General features: G+C 70.5%; 19 protein-coding genes. 10 read left to right on the plus strand and 9 right to left on the minus strand.

The window, feature by feature from the left end; all coding sequences use genetic code 11:
* Position 1 precedes the first annotated feature (1 nt).
* Both J3P44_RS03590 and J3P44_RS03595 read left to right on the plus strand, forming a co-directional pair.
* Positions 2–820: a carbohydrate ABC transporter permease gene (locus J3P44_RS03590; protein ID WP_255888860.1), complete on the plus strand. Its 819-nt coding sequence runs from the start codon at positions 2–4 to the stop codon at positions 818–820.
* Positions 821–874: 54 nt separating this feature from the next.
* Entirely contained in the window at positions 875–2,587 is a 1,713-nt protein-coding gene (locus tag J3P44_RS03595; protein ID WP_255888861.1) for an amylo-alpha-1,6-glucosidase, read from the plus strand.
* A gap of 13 nt (positions 2,588–2,600) precedes the next feature.
* Here the strand turns inward: J3P44_RS03595 and J3P44_RS03600 are convergent, their stop codons facing one another.
* Positions 2,601–3,512, minus strand: a complete 912-nt coding sequence (locus J3P44_RS03600; RefSeq protein ID WP_255888862.1) for an AEC family transporter — start codon at positions 3,510–3,512, stop codon at positions 2,601–2,603.
* Positions 3,513–3,601: 89 nt separating this feature from the next.
* Between J3P44_RS03600 and J3P44_RS03605 the strand changes: the two genes are divergently transcribed.
* From J3P44_RS03605 to J3P44_RS03615, 3 genes are all read left to right on the plus strand, one after another.
* Positions 3,602–4,534: a 2-hydroxyacid dehydrogenase gene (locus J3P44_RS03605; RefSeq protein WP_255888863.1), complete on the plus strand. Its 933-nt coding sequence runs from the start codon at positions 3,602–3,604 to the stop codon at positions 4,532–4,534.
* 80 nt (positions 4,535–4,614) lie between these two features.
* Positions 4,615–5,778 (plus strand): L-talarate/galactarate dehydratase, encoded by a 1,164-nt coding sequence (locus J3P44_RS03610; RefSeq protein ID WP_255888864.1) that lies wholly within the window; start codon positions 4,615–4,617, stop codon positions 5,776–5,778.
* On the plus strand, positions 5,775–6,449 hold the full coding sequence (locus tag J3P44_RS03615; protein ID WP_255888865.1) for a FadR/GntR family transcriptional regulator: 675 nt from the start codon (positions 5,775–5,777) through the stop codon (positions 6,447–6,449). Before J3P44_RS03610 ends, J3P44_RS03615 begins: the two co-directional genes overlap by 4 nt.
* A 70-nt stretch (positions 6,450–6,519) precedes the next feature.
* Here the strand turns inward: J3P44_RS03615 and J3P44_RS03620 are convergent, their stop codons facing one another.
* From J3P44_RS03620 to J3P44_RS03640, 5 genes are read right to left on the minus strand one after another with little or no spacing between them, the layout of a single operon-like run.
* Complete coding sequence (locus J3P44_RS03620; RefSeq protein ID WP_255888866.1) at positions 6,520–7,785, minus strand: glucarate dehydratase family protein; 1,266 nt, start codon at positions 7,783–7,785, stop codon at positions 6,520–6,522.
* A gap of 7 nt (positions 7,786–7,792) precedes the next feature.
* A complete protein-coding gene (locus tag J3P44_RS03625; protein ID WP_255888867.1) occupies positions 7,793–8,188 on the minus strand; it encodes a universal stress protein in 396 nt (131 codons plus the stop codon).
* Positions 8,185–9,705 carry a tripartite tricarboxylate transporter permease gene (locus J3P44_RS03630; protein ID WP_255888868.1) on the minus strand — a complete coding sequence of 507 codons (1,521 nt, stop codon included), beginning with the start codon at positions 9,703–9,705 and terminating at the stop codon, positions 8,185–8,187. Before J3P44_RS03630 ends, J3P44_RS03625 begins: the two co-directional genes overlap by 4 nt.
* A gap of 12 nt (positions 9,706–9,717) precedes the next feature.
* The gene (locus J3P44_RS03635; RefSeq protein WP_255888869.1) at positions 9,718–10,254 is read right to left on the minus strand and encodes a tripartite tricarboxylate transporter TctB family protein; all 537 of its coding nucleotides are present in this window, start codon (positions 10,252–10,254) and stop codon (positions 9,718–9,720) included.
* Between the two features lie 39 nt (positions 10,255–10,293).
* On the minus strand, positions 10,294–11,286 hold the full coding sequence (locus J3P44_RS03640) for a Bug family tripartite tricarboxylate transporter substrate binding protein (RefSeq protein WP_255888870.1): 993 nt from the start codon (positions 11,284–11,286) through the stop codon (positions 10,294–10,296).
* A 134-nt stretch (positions 11,287–11,420) separates the two neighbouring features.
* Between J3P44_RS03640 and J3P44_RS03645 the strand changes: the two genes are divergently transcribed.
* The 5 genes from J3P44_RS03645 to J3P44_RS03665 all read left to right on the plus strand — a co-directional run bounded on the left by J3P44_RS03645 (position 11,421) and on the right by J3P44_RS03665 (position 16,694).
* A complete protein-coding gene (locus J3P44_RS03645; RefSeq protein ID WP_255888871.1) occupies positions 11,421–12,335 on the plus strand; it encodes a LysR substrate-binding domain-containing protein in 915 nt (304 codons plus the stop codon).
* 142 nt (positions 12,336–12,477) lie between these two features.
* Positions 12,478–13,404, plus strand: coding sequence for a 5-dehydro-4-deoxyglucarate dehydratase (gene kdgD / locus J3P44_RS03650; protein ID WP_255888872.1), 927 nt, complete (start codon positions 12,478–12,480; stop codon positions 13,402–13,404).
* A 39-nt stretch (positions 13,405–13,443) separates the two neighbouring features.
* Positions 13,444–14,958, plus strand: a complete 1,515-nt coding sequence (locus J3P44_RS03655) for an aldehyde dehydrogenase (NADP(+)) (RefSeq protein ID WP_255888873.1) — start codon at positions 13,444–13,446, stop codon at positions 14,956–14,958.
* A gap of 61 nt (positions 14,959–15,019) precedes the next feature.
* The gene (locus J3P44_RS03660) at positions 15,020–16,342 is read left to right on the plus strand and encodes an enolase C-terminal domain-like protein (protein ID WP_255888874.1); all 1,323 of its coding nucleotides are present in this window, start codon (positions 15,020–15,022) and stop codon (positions 16,340–16,342) included.
* A gap of 85 nt (positions 16,343–16,427) precedes the next feature.
* Complete coding sequence (locus J3P44_RS03665) at positions 16,428–16,694, plus strand: helix-turn-helix domain-containing protein (RefSeq protein ID WP_255888875.1); 267 nt, start codon at positions 16,428–16,430, stop codon at positions 16,692–16,694.
* Positions 16,695–16,730: 36 nt separating this feature from the next.
* Here the strand turns inward: J3P44_RS03665 and J3P44_RS03670 are convergent, their stop codons facing one another.
* The 3 genes from J3P44_RS03670 to J3P44_RS03680 form a co-directional block, all read right to left on the minus strand.
* Positions 16,731–18,125: an alkaline phosphatase PhoX gene (locus tag J3P44_RS03670; protein WP_255888876.1), complete on the minus strand. Its 1,395-nt coding sequence runs from the start codon at positions 18,123–18,125 to the stop codon at positions 16,731–16,733.
* 93 nt (positions 18,126–18,218) lie between these two features.
* The gene (locus tag J3P44_RS03675; protein ID WP_255888877.1) at positions 18,219–19,418 is read right to left on the minus strand and encodes a glycosyltransferase; all 1,200 of its coding nucleotides are present in this window, start codon (positions 19,416–19,418) and stop codon (positions 18,219–18,221) included.
* A 113-nt stretch (positions 19,419–19,531) separates the two neighbouring features.
* Positions 19,532–20,395, minus strand: coding sequence for a glycerophosphodiester phosphodiesterase (locus J3P44_RS03680; RefSeq protein WP_255888878.1), 864 nt, complete (start codon positions 20,393–20,395; stop codon positions 19,532–19,534).
* Positions 20,396–20,435: the final 40 nt, after the last annotated feature.

Below are 20,435 nucleotides of genomic sequence, written 5' to 3' on the forward strand. Positions count from 1 at the left end.
GATGTCGCGTCTGCGAAGCGCGCCTGGGAAGACCCTGCTGGGGCTGTTCTTCACGGCGCTGATGCTGTTCCCGGTCTACTGGATGGTGAACGTCTCGTTCACCGACCGCGCCGCGATCCGCGACGGCATGCTGTATCCGCACTCGTTCACCTTCGACCACTACCGGGTGGTCATCGCGGATCAGCTGCCCCACCTGCGCACCAGTCTTGTCGTAGGGCTCGGCACGGTGGTTCTCACTCTGCTGGTCGCAGCCCCGGCCGGCTATGCGCTCTCCAAGCTGTTCGTTCCCGGGCGCCGGGTCATCAGCTTCCTGCTGATCGTCGCCCAGATGATTCCGGCCGTCGTGATGGCGTTGGGCTTCTACTCCGTCTACTCCGGCCTCGGCGTGCTCAACACCGTTCCGGGGCTCATCCTGGCCGACTCGACGATCGCGGTGCCGTTCGGCGTCATGCTGTTCTCGGCGTTCATGCGCGGAATCCCGAGGGAGATCCTCGAGGCCGCGCACATGGACGGAGCGTCATACTGGCGGGCGTTCGTCTCGATCGTCCTGCCGATCTCACGCAACTCGGCCGTCACGGTCGGCCTGTTCGCCTTCCTGTGGGCGTGGTCCGACTTCCTGTTCGCCTCGACCCTCAACCGGGATGGCGGAGACCTTCGCCCGATCACGATGGGGCTCTACGACTACATCGGGTCCCAGAACCAGGAATGGGGCAAGCTGATGGCGACAGCAGTGCTCGCGTCGATCCCCACGGCGATCCTCCTCCTGCTCGCTCAGCGCTTCGTGTCGGCCGGACTCACGACCGGCGCCGTCAAGGACTGACATCTGCCGCACGCGCTTCGCCGCTGCTGCACCCTCTGCTCGGAAGGACCGTTGATGCATCCACCCCTCACGTCGTTCGACATCGGTGAGATCCCGTTCTCGATCCGCGGCTCGTGGCTGAACCTCTCGCCGGTGGTCGCGCTGCACACGCGCGCCAGCGACGTGCACCTCGTGTCGCACAAGAACGGGATGCACGCGGTGCTTGCGATGCGGCCCGAGCGAGACGGCGTCGAGGTCGCCACACAGTGGGTGGGCGAACCGTCCCACTTCGAATGGCGAGCGGCCGACGGCGGTGTGGTCACCGCGGCCTTCGACGGCCTCGACGTGGTGCGGCTGCGGGGCACCGGGCTCGGCATGCGCCTGAGTGACGCCGGGGGCGGGCTCACGCCGTTCACCGGTTGCTACCTGTTCACCGACCCCGTCGACGGGGCGCCGGTGTTCACCTCGTACGAGACCGGTCGGCGTTACCGAGTCACGATGCTCAGCGGCTCGAGCCACGTGATCGGAAGCGAGGCTCTGGGCATAGCCGACCGAGGGGTCGTCCTCGGTGGCGCCGGTGACTCCTGGGAGGCCGCAGTCGAGGAGACGACATCAGCCGCGCCGCCGTATCGACGCGAGCGCACGTTCGAGCAGGTGTCAGCGAACGCCGGCGCTGCCTTCCGCAGCTACCTCGAGTCGATCGCACCGTGGCGCACCGACGCCACGCCGGCGGCCGCCCGAGCGGCGTACGTCCTCTGGTCCGCGACGGTCGCACCGGAAGGCCTCGTGAAGCGGGAGTCGATCCTGATGTCCAAGCACTGGATGGACAAGCTCTGGAGCTGGGACCACTGTTTCAACGCGCTCGCTCTGGCTCCCGGGCTCCCGGACGTCGCACTCGACCAGTTCCTGGCGCCCTTCGACCACCAGGACGCCGCCGGAGCGATGCCCGACTCGATCACCCATTCCGAGGTCCTCTACAACTACGTCAAGCCACCGATCCACGGGTGGGCACTCCTTCGGCTGCGGGACAGCCTCGGACGGACGCTGACGACAACAGAGCTCGAGAACATCTACGAGCGCTTGGCGGGGTGGTCCACCTTCTGGCTGGACCGGCGCCGACGACCGGGACACCCGCTCCCGTACTACCAGCACGGCAACGACAGTGGGTGGGACAACGCGACCACCTTCGACCGGGACCGGGTCGTGGAGGCGCCGGACCTTGCGGGATTCCTGATCCTCCAGCTCGAGGTGCTCGACGACCTGGCCATCGAGCTCGGACGGCCCGCGCCACACTGGAAGACCGCGCGGGACGAGCTCCTCGACGCCCTGCTCGGCCAGCTGTGGGACGGGAGCGGCTTCGTCGCCGTGGGAGCCCTCACCGGGCAGCGGAGCTCCAGCACCAGCCTGCTGGCCCTCCTCCCGCTGGTGCTGGGTGACCGGCTTCCCGAGGAGGTGAGGGCGGTGCTCGTCGATCGCCTACGCGACCACCTCACGCCGTACGGACCCGCGACCGAGCCGGTGACATCCGAGCACTACGAGGACGACGGCTATTGGCGAGGACCGATCTGGGCGCCTTCGACCGCGCTCATCGAGGACGGCCTGCGTCAGTCCGGCCATGACGACCTCGCCGACGCCGTCAGAGAGAGGTTCCTGCGGCTCTGTGAACGCTCCGGCTTCGCGGAGAACTTCGATGCCCGGACCGGAGACGGCCTCCGAGACCGCGCATACACCTGGACTGCAGCCGTCTACCTGCTCTTCGCCCGCTCCATCACGGGGAGCACACAGTGACAGCGGACGTGGCTCAGCCGAGCACGACCGCCACGAGCAGCGCCACCGGCAGTGAGGCCAGCGTCGTGATGAGGATGGTCTCCCGGGACACGTCCTCGCCCACGCGGTAGCGGGTGGCGTGCAGGAAGATGTTCTGGGCGGTGGGCAGGGCAGCGGTGATGACGACGCCGAGCAGGACACGCCCGTCCAGGCCGAGCCCGACGCCGACGGCCCACGCGACCACCGGCATGGCGGCCAGCTTGAGGACGCTGGCCAGCAGCACCTCGCCGTTGTGACCCGCCCTGCCGAGTGGCGGGCTGAGCCTCAGCGCTGCGCCGTACGACATCAGCATCAGCGGGATGGCGGCGCCCGCGAGCATCTGGAGCGGGGACTCGACGGCCCGCGGCAGGTCCCACCCGGTGAAGGCGAGCACGACGCCGACGACGGCTGAGATGGTCAGCGGGTTGGTGACCAGCCGGCGCAGCGCGGCGGCCACGCCCTCACCGCGCCCGGTGATCCGGTCGAGCACGATCAGCGCGATCGGCTGGACGAGCATCATCTGCACGAGCAGGGTCGGCACGACGACGGTGATGTCGCCGACGACGTAGGCCGCCATGGCGATGCCGAGGTTGCCGGCGTTGACGTAGGACGACGACAGCGCGCCGATCAGCAGCGGCCCGGTGGACAGCCGCCAGCGCAGGCGCGCCAGCACGACGTACGCCGCGAAGCACGCAGCGAGCGACACCGTCGAGGCCACGAGGTTGTCGGCGGCGGCGTCGAGGTGCACCTGGCTGATCGTGACGACCATCAGCGCCGGGGACGCGACGAAGAAGGCGATCTCGCCGAGGGTGCGCTGCGAGCGGCGATCCAGGACGCCGGCATGCGCCAGTCCCGCGCCGGCCGCGATGACCACCAGGATCGTGGCGAAGCCGATCAGCAGGTCCATGGCGCCGCCCACCCTCTCAGCGATGCATGCCGGCTGCCATGTCCAACGGGCAATGGACGATGCCCGACGGCCGTCCCTAGCGTCGAGGGGTGGGAGACGCGACCGTTGTCATGGTGGGCACGCTGCGAGCCGAGCTCGTGGCCCGGCTCGAGCAGGACTACGACGCGCCCGAGCTGGACGCGCTCGGCCCGGCGGAGGCGGCCGCGGCCCGGGTAGCGGTGACGAGCGGTGTCTGGGGCGTGCGTGCCGAGCACATGGACCGGATGCCCGCGCTGGAGGCGATCGTGAGCTTCGGTGTCGGCTGCGACACCACCGATGTGGACGAGGCCGCCCGCCGCGGCATCGTCGTCGCCAACACGCCGGACGTGCTGTCCGACTGCGTGGCGGACGTGGCGGTCGGCCTCGTCATCGACGTGATGCGCGGCCTGTCGGCCGCGGACCGCTTCGTACGCCGCGGCGAGTGGGCGGGAGGCCATGTGCCGCCGCTCGCCCGCCGGGTCAGCGGGGCGCGCGTGGGCATCGTCGGGCTCGGCCGGATCGGGCTGGCCGTCGCCAAACGCCTCGAGGGCTTCGGCACCACGATCAGCTATCACAACCGCTCTCGCCGCACCGACGTGTCGTACGCCTACGTCGCCGATGTGGTCTCGCTGGCTCATGGGTCCGACGTGCTGGTTCTGGCGGCCGCGGGTGGCGCCACCTCGCGCCACCTCGTCGACGAGCACGTCCTCGACGCGCTCGGTCCGGGCGGCTTCCTGGTCAACGTCGCGCGCGGCTCCGTGGTCGACGAGGCCGCCCTGCTCGCCGCCCTCGCAGAGGGCCGGATCGCGGGTGCCGGGCTGGACGTCTTCGCCGACGAGCCGCACGTCCCCGAAGCAATGCTGGCGCGCGACGACGTGGTGCTGCTGCCGCACGTGGGTAGCGCCACCGTCGAGACCCGGCAGGCGATGACCGACCTGGTGCTGGGCAACGTCGCCACCTACCTGGAGCACGGACGGCTGCTGACACCGGTCGTCCGACACTGAGCGCCTCCCGGGGTTGACTAACTTGTGAAATGAGTTGCACACTCATCATACAAGTTCGCGCTGACCCGAGGAAGCCGCCCATGACGCAGACCGCCACCCCGCCCGCCACGACCGCGGCGGACACGACCGCCGACCGCATCCGGAGCGTCACGCTGTCGCACGTCGTCCTGCCGCTGGCCAACCCGGTGAGCGACGCCAAGGTGCTCACCGGCCGGCAGAAGCCGCTGACCGAGACCGTGCTCCTCTTCGTCGAGCTGACCACGGAGCAGGGTTTCGAGGGCATGGGCTTCAGCTATTCCAAGCGCGCGGGCGGCAAGGCGCAGTACGCCCACCTCAAGGAGGTCGTCGAGGTCGCCGTCGGCCAGGACCCCAGCGACATCGCGAAGATCTACGAGTCGCTGATGTGGGCCGGCGCCTCGGTCGGACGCTCCGGCGTCGCCACGCAGGCCGTCGCGGCCCTCGACGTCGCGCTCTACGACCTCAAGGCCCGCCGCGCCGGACTGCCGCTCGCCAAGATGCTCGGTGCGCACCGCGACTCGTGCCGGGTCTACAACACCTCGGGCGGCTTCCTCCAGGCCTCGGTCGGCGAGATCAAGGAGAAGGCCACCGCGTCGCTGGAGTCGGGTATCGGCGGCATCAAGATCAAGGTCGGCCAGCCCGACTGGGCCGAGGACCTCCGTCGCGTCACCGCCCTGCGCGAGCACTTGGGCGACGGCCCGTTCATGGTCGACGCCAACCAGCAGTGGGACCGCGCCCGCGCCCGCCGGATGTGCCGCGAGCTCGAGCAGTTCGACCTGGTCTGGATCGAGGAGCCCCTCGACGCGTGGGACCACGTCGGCCACGCCGACCTGTCGCAGACCTTCGTCACCCCGATCGCGACCGGCGAGATGCTGACCTCGGTCGCCGAGCACATGGGGCTCGTCGACGCCGGCTACCGCGGGATCGTGCAGCCCGACGCGCCGCGCATCGGCGGCATCACGCCCTTCCTGAAGTTCGCCACCCTCGCTGCGCACCATCGCCTCGACCTGGCGCCGCACTACGCGATGGAGATCCACCTGCACCTCGCGGCGACGTACCCGACCGAGCCGTGGGTGGAGCACTTCGAGTGGCTCAACCCGCTGTTCGAGGAGCGCATCGACATCCGCGACGGCCGCATCTTCGTGCCGGACCGCCCCGGCCTCGGTTTCACGCTCACCGAGAAGATGCGCTCGCTGACCGTGGAGACCGCTACCTTCGGCCGATGAGCTCCACCCTCTCCGCTGCCGTGGTCGCCGGCCTCAAGGACAAGATCCTCGCCGGCGACCTCGCGCCGGGCTCGAAGCTGCCCTCCGAGTCGGAGCTCGTCGAGGAGTACGCCGTCTCGCGGACCGTCGTGCGCGAGGCGGTGACCCGACTGCGAGCCGAGGGGCTGGTCGAGACCCAGCACGGGCGTGGGTCCTTCGTCCTCACGGTCCCGGAGGCGTCGTCGTTCAGCGTCGAGGCCTCGGCCATCCGCACCCATGCCGACGTCATGGCGATGCTCGACTTCCGGATCGGCGTGGAGAGCGAGGCCGCCGCCCTCGCGGCGACCCACCACACCGAGGTGGACGTGGCCCCCATCGAGGAAGCGCTGTCCGGCTTCACCCGTGCCGGGCACGAGGGCGCGGTCGAGGCCGACTTCGCCTTCCACCTCGCGATCGCCCGCGCGACAGGCAACCGCTTCTACGTCGACCTGCTCGGCTCGCTCGGACCGATGATGATCATGCTGCCGCGCACCCGTCTCGGTGAGGCCTACTCCATGACCGACGCCACCCATGTCGAGCGGGTGCAGCGCGAGCACGACAACGTCGCCGCCGCGGTCCTCGCCGGCGACCCGGACACGGCCAGGGCGGCCATGCGGCTGCACCTGGGCAACACTCGCCGCCGCGTCACCTAGTTGATGGCTCGCTCCGCTCGCGTGTCCGCGGCGCTGGAACCCCGGACGTCGCGCGAGTGCCAGCGTCAGCTCACCAGCGGGACGTGTGGGGGGAGAAGTCCGGCCGGATCGAGCGCATGTAGGCCGTGTCCTCGCGCCGGCGTACACCGCAGCCGAGGTACTGCTCGTGCAGGGCGCCGAGCGCGTCGCGGTCGAGCTCGACGCCCAGGCCTGAGGCGGTCGGCACGGCGACAGAGCCGGACTCGAACGACAGCACGTCGGGGGCGATGACGTCCTCGGTCTTCCACGGGTAGTGGGTGTCGCAGGCGTAGGTGAGGTTGGGCGTCGCGGCGGCGAGGTGCACCATCGCGGCGAGCGACACACCGAGGTGGGAGTTGCTGTGCATCGACAGGCCCATGCCCCAGACCTCAGTGATCCCCCCGAGCAGTGCCGACTTCCTCAGCCCGCCCCACAGGTGGTGGTCGGACAGGACGACCTGGACGGCGCCCTGCGCGATCGCCGGCGGCAGGTGCTCCATCGCGATGACGCACATGTTGGTGGCCAGCGGCACGTCGGTGCGCGCCGACACCGCAGCCATGCCCTCGATGCCGGGCGTCGGGTCCTCGAGGTACTCGACCACGCCGGCCAGCCGGTCGGCGACCTTGACCGAGGTGTCGACGGTCCATGCGCCGTTGGGGTCGAGGCGCAGCGGCAGGTCGGGGAACGCGTCGCGCAGCGCCTCGATCGCGGCGCACTCCTCGTCGGGAGGGAGCACGCCGCCCTTGAGCTTGAGGGAGCCGAAGCCCCACCCGTCGACCATCCGGCGGGCCTGGTCGACGACCTGGTCGGGGGTCAGTGCCTCGCCCCAGGCGTCGTCCGCGTGCCCGGGGTGCCCGGCCCACTTGTAGAAGAGGTAGCCGCTGAACGGCACCCGCTCGCGTACGGCGCCGCCGAGCAGGTCGCTGACCGGTACGCCGGCCTCGCGGCCCTGGAGGTCGAGGCAGGCGACCTCGAAGGGGGAGTGGACGGTGTCGACGGCCGAGCTCACGTCGAGCATCCCGCCGAACGACGCACTGGCCCCGCCGGTCTCGCGGCCGAGCACCTCGGTCACCAGGCGGCGCAGGCCGTTGAGGTCGTAGGGGTCGTGGCCGGGGAGGGCGGCGGCGACCGCGTCGAGCCGGCCGAGGTGGGCCTCGTCGGCGTACGTCTCGCCCAGGCCGAGCAGGCCGGAGTCGGTGTGCACCTCGACGATCGCGCGCAGGGCGTAGGGCTGGTGGACCCCGACCACGTTGAGCAGCGGTGGGTCGCCGAACGCGACCGGTGTGACGACGACGCGGGAGATGCGGCTGCGACTCACCCCGGGCTCACCTGGCCGGCTTCACGGCGAGGATCGGCACGTCGAGCTCGAGCAGCAACCGCTGGGCGTCACTGCCCATCACCAGCTTGCCGACGGGGGAGCGGCGGCGTACGCCGATGACGACCATCCGCGCGGACGTGCGCTCGACGACCGTCCGGAACGTGTCCACGAGCTCGGCGCCGTGCTCGGCCTGGTCGACGGTCGCGCTCACGCCCGCTGCCCGCGCGCGGGCGACCAGGTCCGCTGCTGCGGTCTCGTCGATCAGGTCGCCGTCGACGGTGCTGCGGCGACGGGGGCTGTTGAGGATCAGCACGTCGTCGCCGTGTGCCAGCGCCTCGGCCAGGCCGGCCTCGAGCGCGGCATCGCCGACGGGGGTGGGCACGTAGCCGATCACGATGGTCATCGCAGGACGTCCTCTCGCTGGGTGGTCTCGTCCGGGACGGGAGCTCGGCGCCGGTGGCGCACGGCCTGGACGATCGGGAACAGGGCGGCGACCAGGAAGAGCGCCAGGATCGTGCCCGAGATGGGCCGGGTGAGGAAGCCGGTGGGGTCGCCGTCGAAGATCAGCAGGGCGCGGCGCACGTTGTTCTCGAGGAGGGCTCCGAGGACGAACGCCAGCACCATCGGGCCGGGCTCGAAGCCCACCTTCTTCATCAGGTAGCCCAGGATGCCGAAGGCGATCATCACGAAGATGTCGAAGGTCGAGTTGTTGATCGTGTAGACGCCCAGGATCGTGATCAGCGCGGTGATCGGAGCCAGGATCGCCGGCCGCACCCGCAGGATGCGTACGAAGATCCTGACGAGCGGCAGGCTCAGGATGAGCAGCAGCACGTTGCCGATGTACATCGAGTTCACGACGCCCCAGAAGAGGTCCGGGCGCTCCTCGAGGAGCTGGGGGCCGGGCGTGACGCCGAGGACGAGCAGGGCCGCGAACAGCATCGCCATCGAGGCGTTGGCGGGGATGCCGAGGGTGAGCAGCGGGATGAAGGACGAGGTGGCGGCCGCGTTGTTGGCGGTCTCCGGGGCCGCGACGCCCTCGATCGCGCCACGGCCGAAGCGCTCGGGCGTCTTCGAGATGCGCTTCTCGGTGGCGTACGCCGCGAGCGACGACATCACGGCGCCGCCCCCCGGGAGCACGCCGAGGAAGAAGCCGATCACCGAGCCGCGCCCGATCGCCGGCGCGGCCGTGCGCAGCTCCTTGCGGGAGGGCCAGATGTTGTTGACCGCCGCGGGTACGTGCGCCTTGCCGTGCCGCTCCTCGAGGTTGTAGAGGATCTCGCCGACGCCGAAGAGGCCCATGGCGACGACGACGAAGTCGAGGCCGTCGGCGAGCTGCATGCTCTCGAAGCTGAACCGCTGGGCGTTGCTGAAGCTGTCGCGTCCCACGGTGGCGAGGAGCAGGCCGATCGAGGCGGCGATGAGCGCCTTGACGGGATGGCCGCTGCCGATCGTGGCGATGAGCAGCACACCGAGGAGCGCCAGGGCGGCGTACTCGGCCGGACCGAAGTCCAGCGCCCAGCCGGCCACCAGCGGGGCGCTGAGGCTGAGCAGGATGATCGAGAAGGTGGCGCCGACGAAGGATCCGATGGCGGCGACACCGAGGGCGGTGCCGGCCTTGCCCTGCTTGGCCAGGGCGTAGCCGTCGAAGACGGTGACCACCGACGACGCCTCGCCGGGCAGGCGCAGCAGCACCGAGGTGATGGTGCCGCCGTACTGGGCGCCGTAGTAGATGCCGGCCAGCATGATGACCGCCGCCACAGGGTCGACGGTGACGACGACCGGCAACAGGATCGCCATGGTGGCGGCCGGGCCGAGGCCGGGCAGCACGCCGATCAGCATGCCGATGAGCACGCCGATGAGGCAGTAGAGCAGGTTCTCGGGCTGGCTGACGACGGCGAAGCCGTCGAGGAACGCGTCCATCGAGGTCGCCTCTCAGAACAGGTGCGGCAGCGGGATGCCGAGGCCGTAGAGGAACAGGGCGTAGAAGGCGGCGACGGTGCCCACCGACACGGCGGCGGTCGAGCGCCACGACTCGCCGCCGAGGAAACGGAGCCAGACGACGCAGAGCAGCAGGGCCGGGATCTCGAAACCGATCACGGGCAGCAGGAAGGCGAGCCCGACGAACGTGGCCAGCCCGACCAGCGGCAGGACGCTCGAGCGGCTGAACTGCTCGCTGTCGGTGAGCCTGCGGCCGACGACAAGCAGCACGACCGAGAGCGCGATGATCACCGCCGAGATGACGAACGGCCACAGGCCCGGGCCGGGTCGCCGCAGCGACCCGAGCCCGTAGCCGTGGGCGAGGACCGCGCCCAGGACGCCGACGGCAAGGGTGACGAGCCCGGCCACGACCTGGTACGCCGGTCCGCCAGCTGGCGGGCGTTGCTCCTCCAGCTCGTGCGCCACCTCGGCCTCGAGCTCGGCCAGGATGTCCCCCTGGCCGCCGCCGGCGCGGCTGTGCTCGTCACTCATGTCGGCTCCTCGGTCGTGGTCAGGACGTGGCGTCGGCGCTCACTCGGCCAGGTTGATGTCGTACTCCTCGACGAGGTCGGCGTAGCGCTGCTTGTCGGTCTCCAGCGCCTCGACGACCTCGTCGCCGGGGATCTCCATCGGCGTCAGGCTGTTCTGCTCGTTGAAGGCCTGGTAGTCCTCGGTCTCGAAGGTCGCCTGCATGCCCTCCCAGATGGCGTCCTTGACGTCCTGGGGGGTGCCCTTCGGCGTGGTCATGAAGCGGTACTGGTAGACCTCGACGTCGACACCCTGCTCGGTGGCGGTCGGCACGTCCGGCAGCGCGTCGATGCGCTCGGGAGCGAAGACCGAGAGGGCGGTCAGCTTGCCGCTCTCGAGGTTCTCCCGGGCCTCGCCGACCTGCAGGCAGGCGGTGTCGACCTGGTTGCCCAGCAGGGCGGTCAGCGCCGGTGCGCCCCCGTCGAAGGGCACGGCCTCGGCGTCGACGTCGGCCGTCGAGTAGGTGAGCGCGCAGGAGAGCTGCGAGCCGGTGCCCACGCCGGTCGTGCCATAGGTGACCTTCTTGCCGGCGCCCTTGAGGTCGTCGATGGTCGCCCAGCCGTTGTCGGCGTTGGTCACCAGGACGTAGTCGTCGCGGGAGACACCGCCGACGACGTCGAAGTCGTCGATGCTGGTGACCTCGCCCTCGGCCACGGCCAGCGGCGTGATCGCGAAGAGGGAGGCGTTCTGCACGGCGATGATGCTGCCATCGGGCTCGGCCTGCTCGAGCTCGGCCGCGGCTAGCGCGCCGTTGGAGCCGGACCGGTTGATCACGGAGAAGGTCTCGCCCAGCTCGTCCGACAGGCCGGTGGCGACCTGGCGGGAGATCAGGTCGCTCGAGCCGCCGGGGTCCGCGCCGACGTACATCTCGACCGCGCCGGACGGGTAGTCGCCGCCGTCGTCGCTGCCGGTGCTCGTCTCGACTCCGCCGCAGGCGGACAGGACGAGGGCCGCGCCGGTCGCGACGACCGCGAGGCTGAGGGTCTGCTTGCGCATCGTGTGCTCCTTGGTGCTGGCTCGGAACAGCCATCGAGGGTGGTGTGACCACCGACACTAGGTTTGGGCGACGATGCCCGTCCAAGCCCGATTGGGCATGGACTGATCCATCTGGAGCATCGTACTGTCGGCGGGTGATCACCCTCGACCAGGTCCGTTCCTTCGTCGCGGTGGCCGAGGAGCTCCACTTCGGTCGCGCCGCCGAGCGGCTCCGGATGACCCAGCCGCCCCTGTCGCGGCAGATCCAGAAGCTCGAGAAGTCGGTCGGTGCCCGCCTGCTCGAGCGCGACAACCGCCGCGTCGAGCTGACCGGCGCCGGAGCCGCCTTCCTCGACGAGGCCTACCGGCTGCTCAACCTGGTCGAGGGTGCGGGGGACCTGGCCCGCCGGGTGGACGCAGGGGCGGCGGGCGTCGTACGCCTCGGCTTCACCGCCGTCTCGGCGATCTCGATCCTCGGCCCGCTGCTGCGCCGGCTCACCGCCGAGCTGCCCGACGTCGAGGTCGTGCTCTCCGAGCGGGTGACCGGCGCGCAGGTCGACGGGATCCGGCGGGGCGAGCTCGACATCGGCCTGGCCCGTCCGCCCTTCGACACGAGCCTGCTTCGTTCCCGTGTGGTGCTGCGCGAGCCGCTGATGGCGGTCGTGCCGGCGTCGCACGCGCTTGCCGCGGTGGACCGTCCGCTCGCGGCCGGGGACTTCGACGGCGAGGCGGTGATCGGCTACAACCCCGACCAGTCGCGCTACTTCCACGAGCTCTCGGTCCGCTTCTTCGCCAACGCGCACCCACGCGTCGACCAGCGGGTGCACCAGGTGCTCACCGCGATGCTGCTGGTGTCGGCCGAGCGGGGCGTGACGCTCGCCCCCGCCTCGGCCGCCTCGCTGCACGTGGACGGCGTGGTGTTCAAGGAGCTGTCCCACCATGGCGGCGACACGCGCGTCGACGCCGACCCCGACCGGCCCGTCGAGCTGCACGCCATCTGGTCGCGCGAGGCGGTCACCCCCGTCGTACGACGGGTGCTGGACGTCGTCACGACGCGAGAGGGCACCTAGTCACGTCCCGGCGAGCATTCCATGCCGTGATTCCTCAGGAGCATCACCGGATACAAAATGGGGCTTGGACAGGCATCGTCACGTCTTCCTAGGTTGGTGAGCACCGCCACACCACGACCCGCCTCGACCAAAAGGACGCAGCGTGACGAAGTACAGCCCCACCGAGCTCGTCGAGACCCTGGGGAGCGGCCTGCTGTCGTTCCCCGTCACCCACTTCGACGCTGACCTGCAGTTCGACGAGCCTGCCTACCGGGCGCACCTCGAGTGGCTCAGCGGGTACCCGGTCGCCGGGCTGTTCGCCGCCGGCGGCACGGGTGAGGGCTTCTCGCTCACCGCCGAGGAGACCGACCGCGTCGTCCGCGCGGCCATCTCGGGCGCCGGTGGCAAGGTCCCGGTGCTGGCCCCCGCGACCGGCTCGACGGTCAACGCCATCGCGCAGGTCAAGGCCGCCGAGGACGCGGGTGCCGACGGCATCCTGCTCATGCCGCCCTACCTCACCGAGGCCGGCCAGCGCGGACTCGTGGAGCACATCAGCGCCGTGTGCGCCGCCACCGGCCTCGGCGTCATCTACTACTCGCGAGCCAACGCGGTGCTGGGCACCGACGCCCTCGAGCAGGCCTGCCGGCGCAACGCCAACCTCGTCGGCTTCAAGGACGGCGTCGGCTCGATCGAGCAGATGACCCGCACCTACGCCCAGCTCGGGGACCGCCTCGTCTACGTCGGCGGTCTCCCCACGGCGGAGATGTTCGCGCTCCCGCTGCTCCAGCTCGGGGTGACGACCTACAGCTCGGCGATCTTCAACTTCGTCCCCCAGTTCGCCCTCGACTTCTACGACGCCGTACGCCGCCAGGACCAGGCGGTTGTCTACGCGATGCTCAACGACTTCGTCATCCCCTACACCAAGATCCGCGACCGCGAGTCGGGCTACGCCGTGTCGATCGTCAAGGCCGGTCTGACCGCTGTCGGCCGGCCCGCCGGCCCGGTGCGTCCGCCGCTGTCGGACCTCACCGCCGCCGAGCTCGACGAGCTGCGCGCCCTCGTGGACAAGGTGGCAGGCTCGAAGGCTTGATCGACCACCCGCCCCCGCAGGAACATCCGAGAGGACCCCATGACCGACCAGGCCACGTCCATCACCGCTAGCTCGATCGTGGCGGGCACCGACTCCGACCGGGCCGACGTCGCCGCCGCCACCACGGCCGCCGCCGAGGCGTTCGGTGCCTACCGCGCCACCAGCCCCGAGGAGCGCTCTGCGTTCCTGGAGGCGGTCGCCGGGGAGATCGAGGCCGACAAGGACGCGATCATCCGCGAGGCCGTCCGCGAGAGCGGGCTGCCCGAGGGGCGGATCACCGGCGAGGTCGGCCGCACGACGGGCCAGCTGCGCATGTTCGCGGCCGTCGTGCGGCAGGGCGACCACCTCGGCGTCCGCATCGACCCTGCGATGCCGGACCGTGCGCCCCTGCCTCGCGCGGACATCCGCCAGCGGATGGTGCCGCTCGGCCCGGTCGCCGTCTTCGGTGCCAGCAACTTCCCGCTCGCCTTCTCCACGGCGGGCGGCGACACCGCCTCGGCGCTCGCCGCGGGCTGCCCGGTCGTGGTGAAGGGCCACCCCGCCCACCCGGTCACCGGCACGCTCGTGGCCCGGGCGATCACCCGCGCGGTCGAGAAGTCCGGTCTGCCCGCCGGCACGTTCTCGTTCGTGCTCGGCGGCATCGAAACGGGCCAGGAGCTGGTCCGCGACCCGCGGATCGCCGCGGTCGGCTTCACCGGCTCCCGGGGCGGCGGGCACGCCCTCGTCGAGGCCGCGGCTGCCCGTCAGGTGCCGATCCCGGTCTACGCGGAGATGTCCTCGATCAACCCGGTCGTGGTCCTGCCCGGCGCGCTCGACGGTGACGTCGACGCGCTCGCCACGGCGTACGTCGGCAGTCTCACGCTGGGCGCGGGCCAGTTCTGCACCAACCCCGGCCTGCTGTTCCTGCCGTCCGGCGAGCAGGGTGACGCGTTCCTCCGCGCGGCCGGCACGGCCATCGGTGCCGCGTCCGGGCAGCCGATGCTCACCCCCGGGATCGCCGAGGCGTACGCCAGCGGCACCGCCAGCCTGAGCGGCACGGAGGGCATCCGGCTCGTCGGTCAGGGGACCGCGGCCGGCGAGCACGCTCCGGCGCCGGCCATCTGGGAGGCGCCCGCCGAGCTGCTCGCGCTCGACGACAGCACCGTCACCGACGAGGTGTTCGGCGCCTCGGGAGTGGTCGTGCGCTTCGACGGCGTGGCCGACCTGCTGCCGCGCCTCGAGGACCTCGAGGGCCAGCTCACCGCGACCGTCCACGCCACCGACGCCGACACCCAGGACGCAGCCGCGCTGCTCCCGGTGCTGGAGCTCAAGGCCGGCCGGATCCTCGTCAACGGCTGGCCGACCGGGGTCGAGGTCGGTCATGCGATGGTCCACGGCGGCCCGTTCCCGGCCACCTCCGACTCGCGCACCACCAGCGTCGGCAGCCTCGCGATCGAGCGGTTCCAGCGCCCGGTCGCCTACCAGGACGTACCGGCCGCCCTGCTGCCCCTTGCCGTCCGTGACGACAACCCGTGGGGTCTCCTCCGTCGCATCGACGGGACCCTCGAGCCATGAGCACCCCACAGAGTTCTTCTCCTCCGCTTCGCTCCCCCGAACAACTCTGCGGGGACCCCGAATGACCGTCACCGTCGCCTCCGTGGAGGTCGTGCCGGTCGCCGGCCACGACTCCATGCTGCTCAACCTGAGTGGCGCCCATGGCCCGTTCTTCACCCGCAACATCGCCATCGTCACGGACTCCGAGGGCCGCACCGGACTGGGGGAGGTGCCGGGTGGCGAGGCGATCAAGGCGACCATCGAGGACGCGTCCGAGGTGCTGGTCGGAAGCCCGGTCGCCGCGTACCGCTCGCTGCTGCGCGAGGTCGGTGCCCGCTTCGCCGATCGCGACGCCGGTGGGCGCGGCCTCCAGACCTTCGACCTCCGCACGACCATCCACGCCGTCACCGCGCTCGAGTCGGCGCTCCTCGACCTCTCCGGCCAAGCGCTGGGCGTACCCGTCGCGGAGCTGCTCGGCGAGGGCCAGCAGCGTGGCAGCGTGCCGATGCTCGGCTACCTCTTCTACGTCGGCGATCCCGACCGCACCGACCTCCCCTACCTCCGCGAGCCCGACGGCGCGGACGACTGGGAGAGGGTCCGGCGCGAGGAGGCGATGACTCCCGAGGGGGTCGTACGCCTGGCCGAGGCCGCGCAAGCCCGCTACGGCTTCAGCGACTTCAAGCTCAAGGGCGGCGTGCTGCCCGGGGAGGAGGAGGTCGCTGCCGTGACGGCGCTGCACGAGCGCTTCCCCGACGCGCGGATCACCCTCGATCCCAACGGCGGCTGGCTGCTCGCCGACGCGGTCCGACTGCTGAAGGGCAAGGACGGCGTCCTGGCCTACGCCGAGGACCCGTGCGGCGCCGAGGGCGGCTACTCCGGGCGGGAGGTGATGGCGGAGTTCAAGCGCCGCACCGGCCTGCGCACCGCCACCAACATGGTCGCGACCGACTGGCGGCAGATGGCCGACGCGGTCCGCACCAACGCGGTCGACATCCCGCTCGCCGATCCCCACTTCTGGACGATGGCGGGCTCGGTCCGGGTCGCCCAGCTGTGCCACGACTTCGGCCTGACCTGGGGCTCGCACTCCAACAACCACTTCGACGTCTCGCTGGCGATGTTCACCCAGGTCGGCGCCGCGGCACCGGGGGCGATCACCGCCCTCGACACGCACTGGATCTGGCAGGACGGCCAGGGCCTGACCACCGAGCCTCTGCAGATCCGCGACGGCGCGATCAAGGTGCCCGATGCTCCGGGTCTCGGCGTCACGCTCGACCGCGACCGGGTGGCCGAGGCGCACGAGCTCTACCTCGAGCACGGCCTCGGCGCGCGCGACGACGCGATCGCCATGCAGCACCTCGTGCCGGGCTGGAGCTTCGATCCGAAGCGCCCATGCCTGGTGCGCTGAGCGCCGGACATCAGGAAGCCCGACGACGCCACCGTCGAGAAGCGAATCTGGTTGCACGTTCATCTTCAACTCGTACTCTGTCCGGGTGACCATCCCGGACGAGGTCTTGCTGAACAACGCGATCTCCTTCGCAACCTCCGGTGAGGGTCGCCGGTTGCGCGAGAAGGCGGACGCGTCGTTGTTCGAGGTGGCCGCCGCGATCGGGCTCGACGCGCTCACGCTGGTGCGGTGGGAGACGGGCGAGCTCGTCCCCGCCGGACCGCAAGCCGCAGACTGGGCGCGAATGTTGCGCGTCCTGCGGCACCGCGACGAAACGAGCTTCGCCGACGCGGCGTACGACCCGTTGCGGTGATGTCGCGACGGGTCGTACGTCACCCATCCCGGTCGGTCAGAGCCCGCCCTTGCGCCACGGGCCGGTGATCGCGAGCGTGATCCCGGGACTTTGCAGGTTCACGAAGAGCCAGTCGCCGTTCTTGGGCTCGAACACCGATCCGGCCCACTCGGAGCCGCGGTAGTCCGACGCGGCGACGAGCTTGCCGGCCGTGCCACCACGCAGGTCCGCCAGGTTCTGGGCGAAGCGGAAGATCTCACCGTCGGTGGTCAGGCCGTGGACGTACTCGATGCCGCCGCCGTCCTCGCACAGCACCAGTCCTCCCCGAGGGCTGACGCACATGTTGTCGGGAGCGTTGAGGACATCGGCCCCGGGAGAGGCGTAGAGGACCCGGAAAGTGTCGGTGGCCGGGTCGAGCTCGAACACCTGGCCCTCGCCGGCCGGTCCGCCGTTGGTGGTGATGACGTAGATCCGGTCGTTGCCGTACCACGCGCCCTCCAGGCGACCGAAGATCGCAGCGCCCTTGCCCTGCGCCTCCACCCGAACCGTGTCCAGCGCGGGATCCGGCTCATCGATCGTGACCCATGAGACCTTGCCGTAGACCCGGCCATACCCGTCGGCACGGGTGTCCGTCGTGCTGCCGCCGATGACCATCGCCTGCAGCTCGCCGCCGCGTCCGAGGTCACCGGGCACGTTCGGCACGAACCGGTAGAGGCAGGCATCGCCGCGGTCCTCGGTCTCGTAGACGTACCCGGTCACCGGGTCGATCGCCGCGGCCTCGTGGTTGAAGCGGCCCATCGCGGTGTATGGCGTCGGGTTCCCCGGCCCCTCCGAGGGCACCTCGAAGACGTAGCCGTGCCGCATGCCGCCGGTCTCGCTGAAGGTCTCCTCACAGGTCAGCCAGGTTCCCCACGGCGTGGGACCTCCGGCACAGTTTCGGAGCGTCCCGCCGAGGCTGCCGTAGGACTCGCGGAACTCGCCGGCCCCGGGGTCGAACACCATCGTGGTGGTCCCGCCACCGCCTGCAGGGTTGTACGCCGGCGATGCGAACGCCGGTCCCGGATTGCGCTCGTGGTTGCGGACCACGTGCACCAGGTCGCCGTGACGGAACGCAGCCATCCCGTCGTGGGCGTTCGGGGTGGGCACACCGTCCGACATGGCGTCGTTCGTCCAGCCGTAGGAGAGGTACTCGAAGCCCTTCGGCAGTGCCAGCAGCGCCAGGCCTGTGGACTGGTCGCGCACCGGACGCAGCTCGCCGTACCCGGGACCCGCCTGGAGCTTCGACGGGAGAGCGGCTTCGTGCCGCGCCGCAAGTGCCTCGAACGGGATGCTGGCGGCGGCCAGACCGCCTGCCGCGCCCCCCAGGAAGGCGCGTCGGGCCATGCCGATCTTTTCGCTGCTGCGCTGTTCGGTGGTCATCTCGATGCCCTTCGTGGTGGCGGAAGCGGTCACCGTCCATCCGAGTCACCTCGAGGGACGCCCCGATGAACCTCAGGCCACCGAGACGTGGGAAGTGGCTGAACAGGTGGCAGGAGGCGGACGGGGTCAGACAGCGACGCCGAGCCGGCCGGGTTCCGCGTGCGCGGCTATGAGAGCGGCGTAGGCGTCGAAGCAGCGTTGGTCGCTGAGCCGCTGCCGATGGCGTCGGATGCGCTCGGCGTGCTCCTCGCGCTGCTCGAAGGCGGCTACCCACGCCGCGGCCATCTCCTTGGGGTCGCGTCCCACCACGAGGCGCGGGTCAGCCACGATGTCGGCCGCGTCCCCCACGTCGGTGGTCACCGGGACGGCCCCGCAGGCCATGCCCTCCAGCAGCGAGAGGGGCGCGGCCTCTCCGTAGGCACTGCTCAGGGCGACGACGTCAGCGCCGTTGTACAGGCGAGGCATGTCCTCGCGGATGCCCAGAAGGTGCACGCGAGAATGTGCGGCATCCCACGGGCCGAGGATGTCGGCCAGCAGCGCGGTCAGCGCCGGGTTGGCTGGCGACATCCCGGCTCCGCACAGGACCACGTGCGCGTCGCGCCGGGTCCTGGCGAGGACCGCGGAGGCTCTGAGGAACAGCGGGACGTCCTTCATCGGATCGAAGCGAGCCGAGAGCATCACCACGGGTGCATCTCCCTCGATCCCGAGCTCGTTCCGCACGTCGGCCCGGTCTGATGCCGAGGGACGAAATCGGTGCAGGTCGACCCCGTTGGGTATGACCGGCAGCTGCGCCAGCGGGATCCCGGTGGCGGCGTGGTATGCCGACTGAGTCGAGTGGGCGCAGCACACCGCCTGAACCACGATCCCCTGGTCCACCAGAGACACGAGGTCTGCCAGTGAGGGGCCCTGGTGCTGGGGATCGGAGCGGTGCAGGCAGGTGATCACAGGCCGACCGGCGGAGCCGGCCCGTGCGAGCGCCGCCAGAGGCTGCTCCTTGAGGGTCAGCACGAGGTCGGAAGCGGACACGAGTCGCCTCATCGAGGACAGGTGGTGCTCCGTGACGGGCTGCTCGGTAGTCCGCCGCAGGAGGGTCACCGGAACGCCGGCCGCCCTCAATCGCCGGTAGCTGGGATCGTTGCGCGCCCGCTGTCGCGTCGCCTCGCGTCGCGACCGGTTGGTGAGGCCCAGCACCGAGTGTCGCTGCCCGGTGGTCCCTTCGAGGCCGCGCACGAGGGAGGTGTGAAGGATCCGGGCGCCGCCAGAGAAGAAGCCCTCGTAGATCGAGAGCACTCGGGGTCCGTCCTCGAGGAACGCCACACTGTTCATGTCATCTCCCTTCCCGGGGCCGCGACCATAGGTCTCGAACACCAGCGAGGTGGATACCAGCGTCGAGCGTCCGATGAACCTCAGGCGACGGGCTGATGACGGGTGGACCCGGATCAGGCGCGTCGAAGGATGTCGCGCAGCACCTGCGGATAGTTGGTGATGATGCCGTCGACCTGCCAGTTGATCGCGCGGCGCATGTCACTGCCGGCATTGACGGTCCAGACGTGGATCTCCATGGCGTGTGCATGGACCTGATCGACGGTGGCCTGGTCGATCGCGCCGAGTGCTGGGTTGATCTGCTGCGCCCAGGTCGCGGCGGCTGCGATGTCGAGCGGAGTGGGCTTGCTGCCGTAGAGCAGCCCGACCGGGACGTCGGGGGCCAGGTCCTTGTAGCTGCGCAGCCAGAGGTGGTTGAAGGACTGGACGACGACGCGGTCCGCCTTGAGTGCACGGTTGAACGCGGGCAGCGAACGAAGCTCCTTGTCGAGGTCTGTTTCGATGCCCGGGTAGAGCTCTGGCATCTTAGGCTCGAGCAGCATGCCGGCCTGTTGTCCGACGGCGTCGACCCACTCGGCCAGTGTCGGCACCCGCTCGCCGGCGAACTCCGGTGCGAACCACGAACCGGCGTCCAGTTGTTTGATCTCGGCCAGGGTGAAGTCGCGGACGTTCCAGGGAGCTCGGTTCGGGAAGATCTGCTCGACGTCGGTGGTGCGAGCAAGGGTGGGGTCGTGCATGATGACCAGCTCGCCGTCAACGGTGCGCTGGATGTCGTTCTCCACGACGTCGGACTTCTGCGCGATGGCCAACCGGACAGCTGCGATGGTGTTCTCGGGGGCTGCTCCGGACGAGCCTCGGTGCGCGCTGACCTCGACAGTTGGCGACGCCTTGGCTGAAGCGCTGGCGGTCGTTGCGTGTACGGCGGTGAGAGTGACGAGTGTGGAAACAAGGATGCCGAGGACTCGCGTGGTGCGATGCATGTGATTCTCCCGAGGATGACGGGCTCGGCCGGTCGGCGGA

The organism is Nocardioides astragali, assembly GCF_024436375.1.
GTDB classification, from domain to species: domain Bacteria; phylum Actinomycetota; class Actinomycetes; order Propionibacteriales; family Nocardioidaceae; genus Nocardioides; species Nocardioides astragali.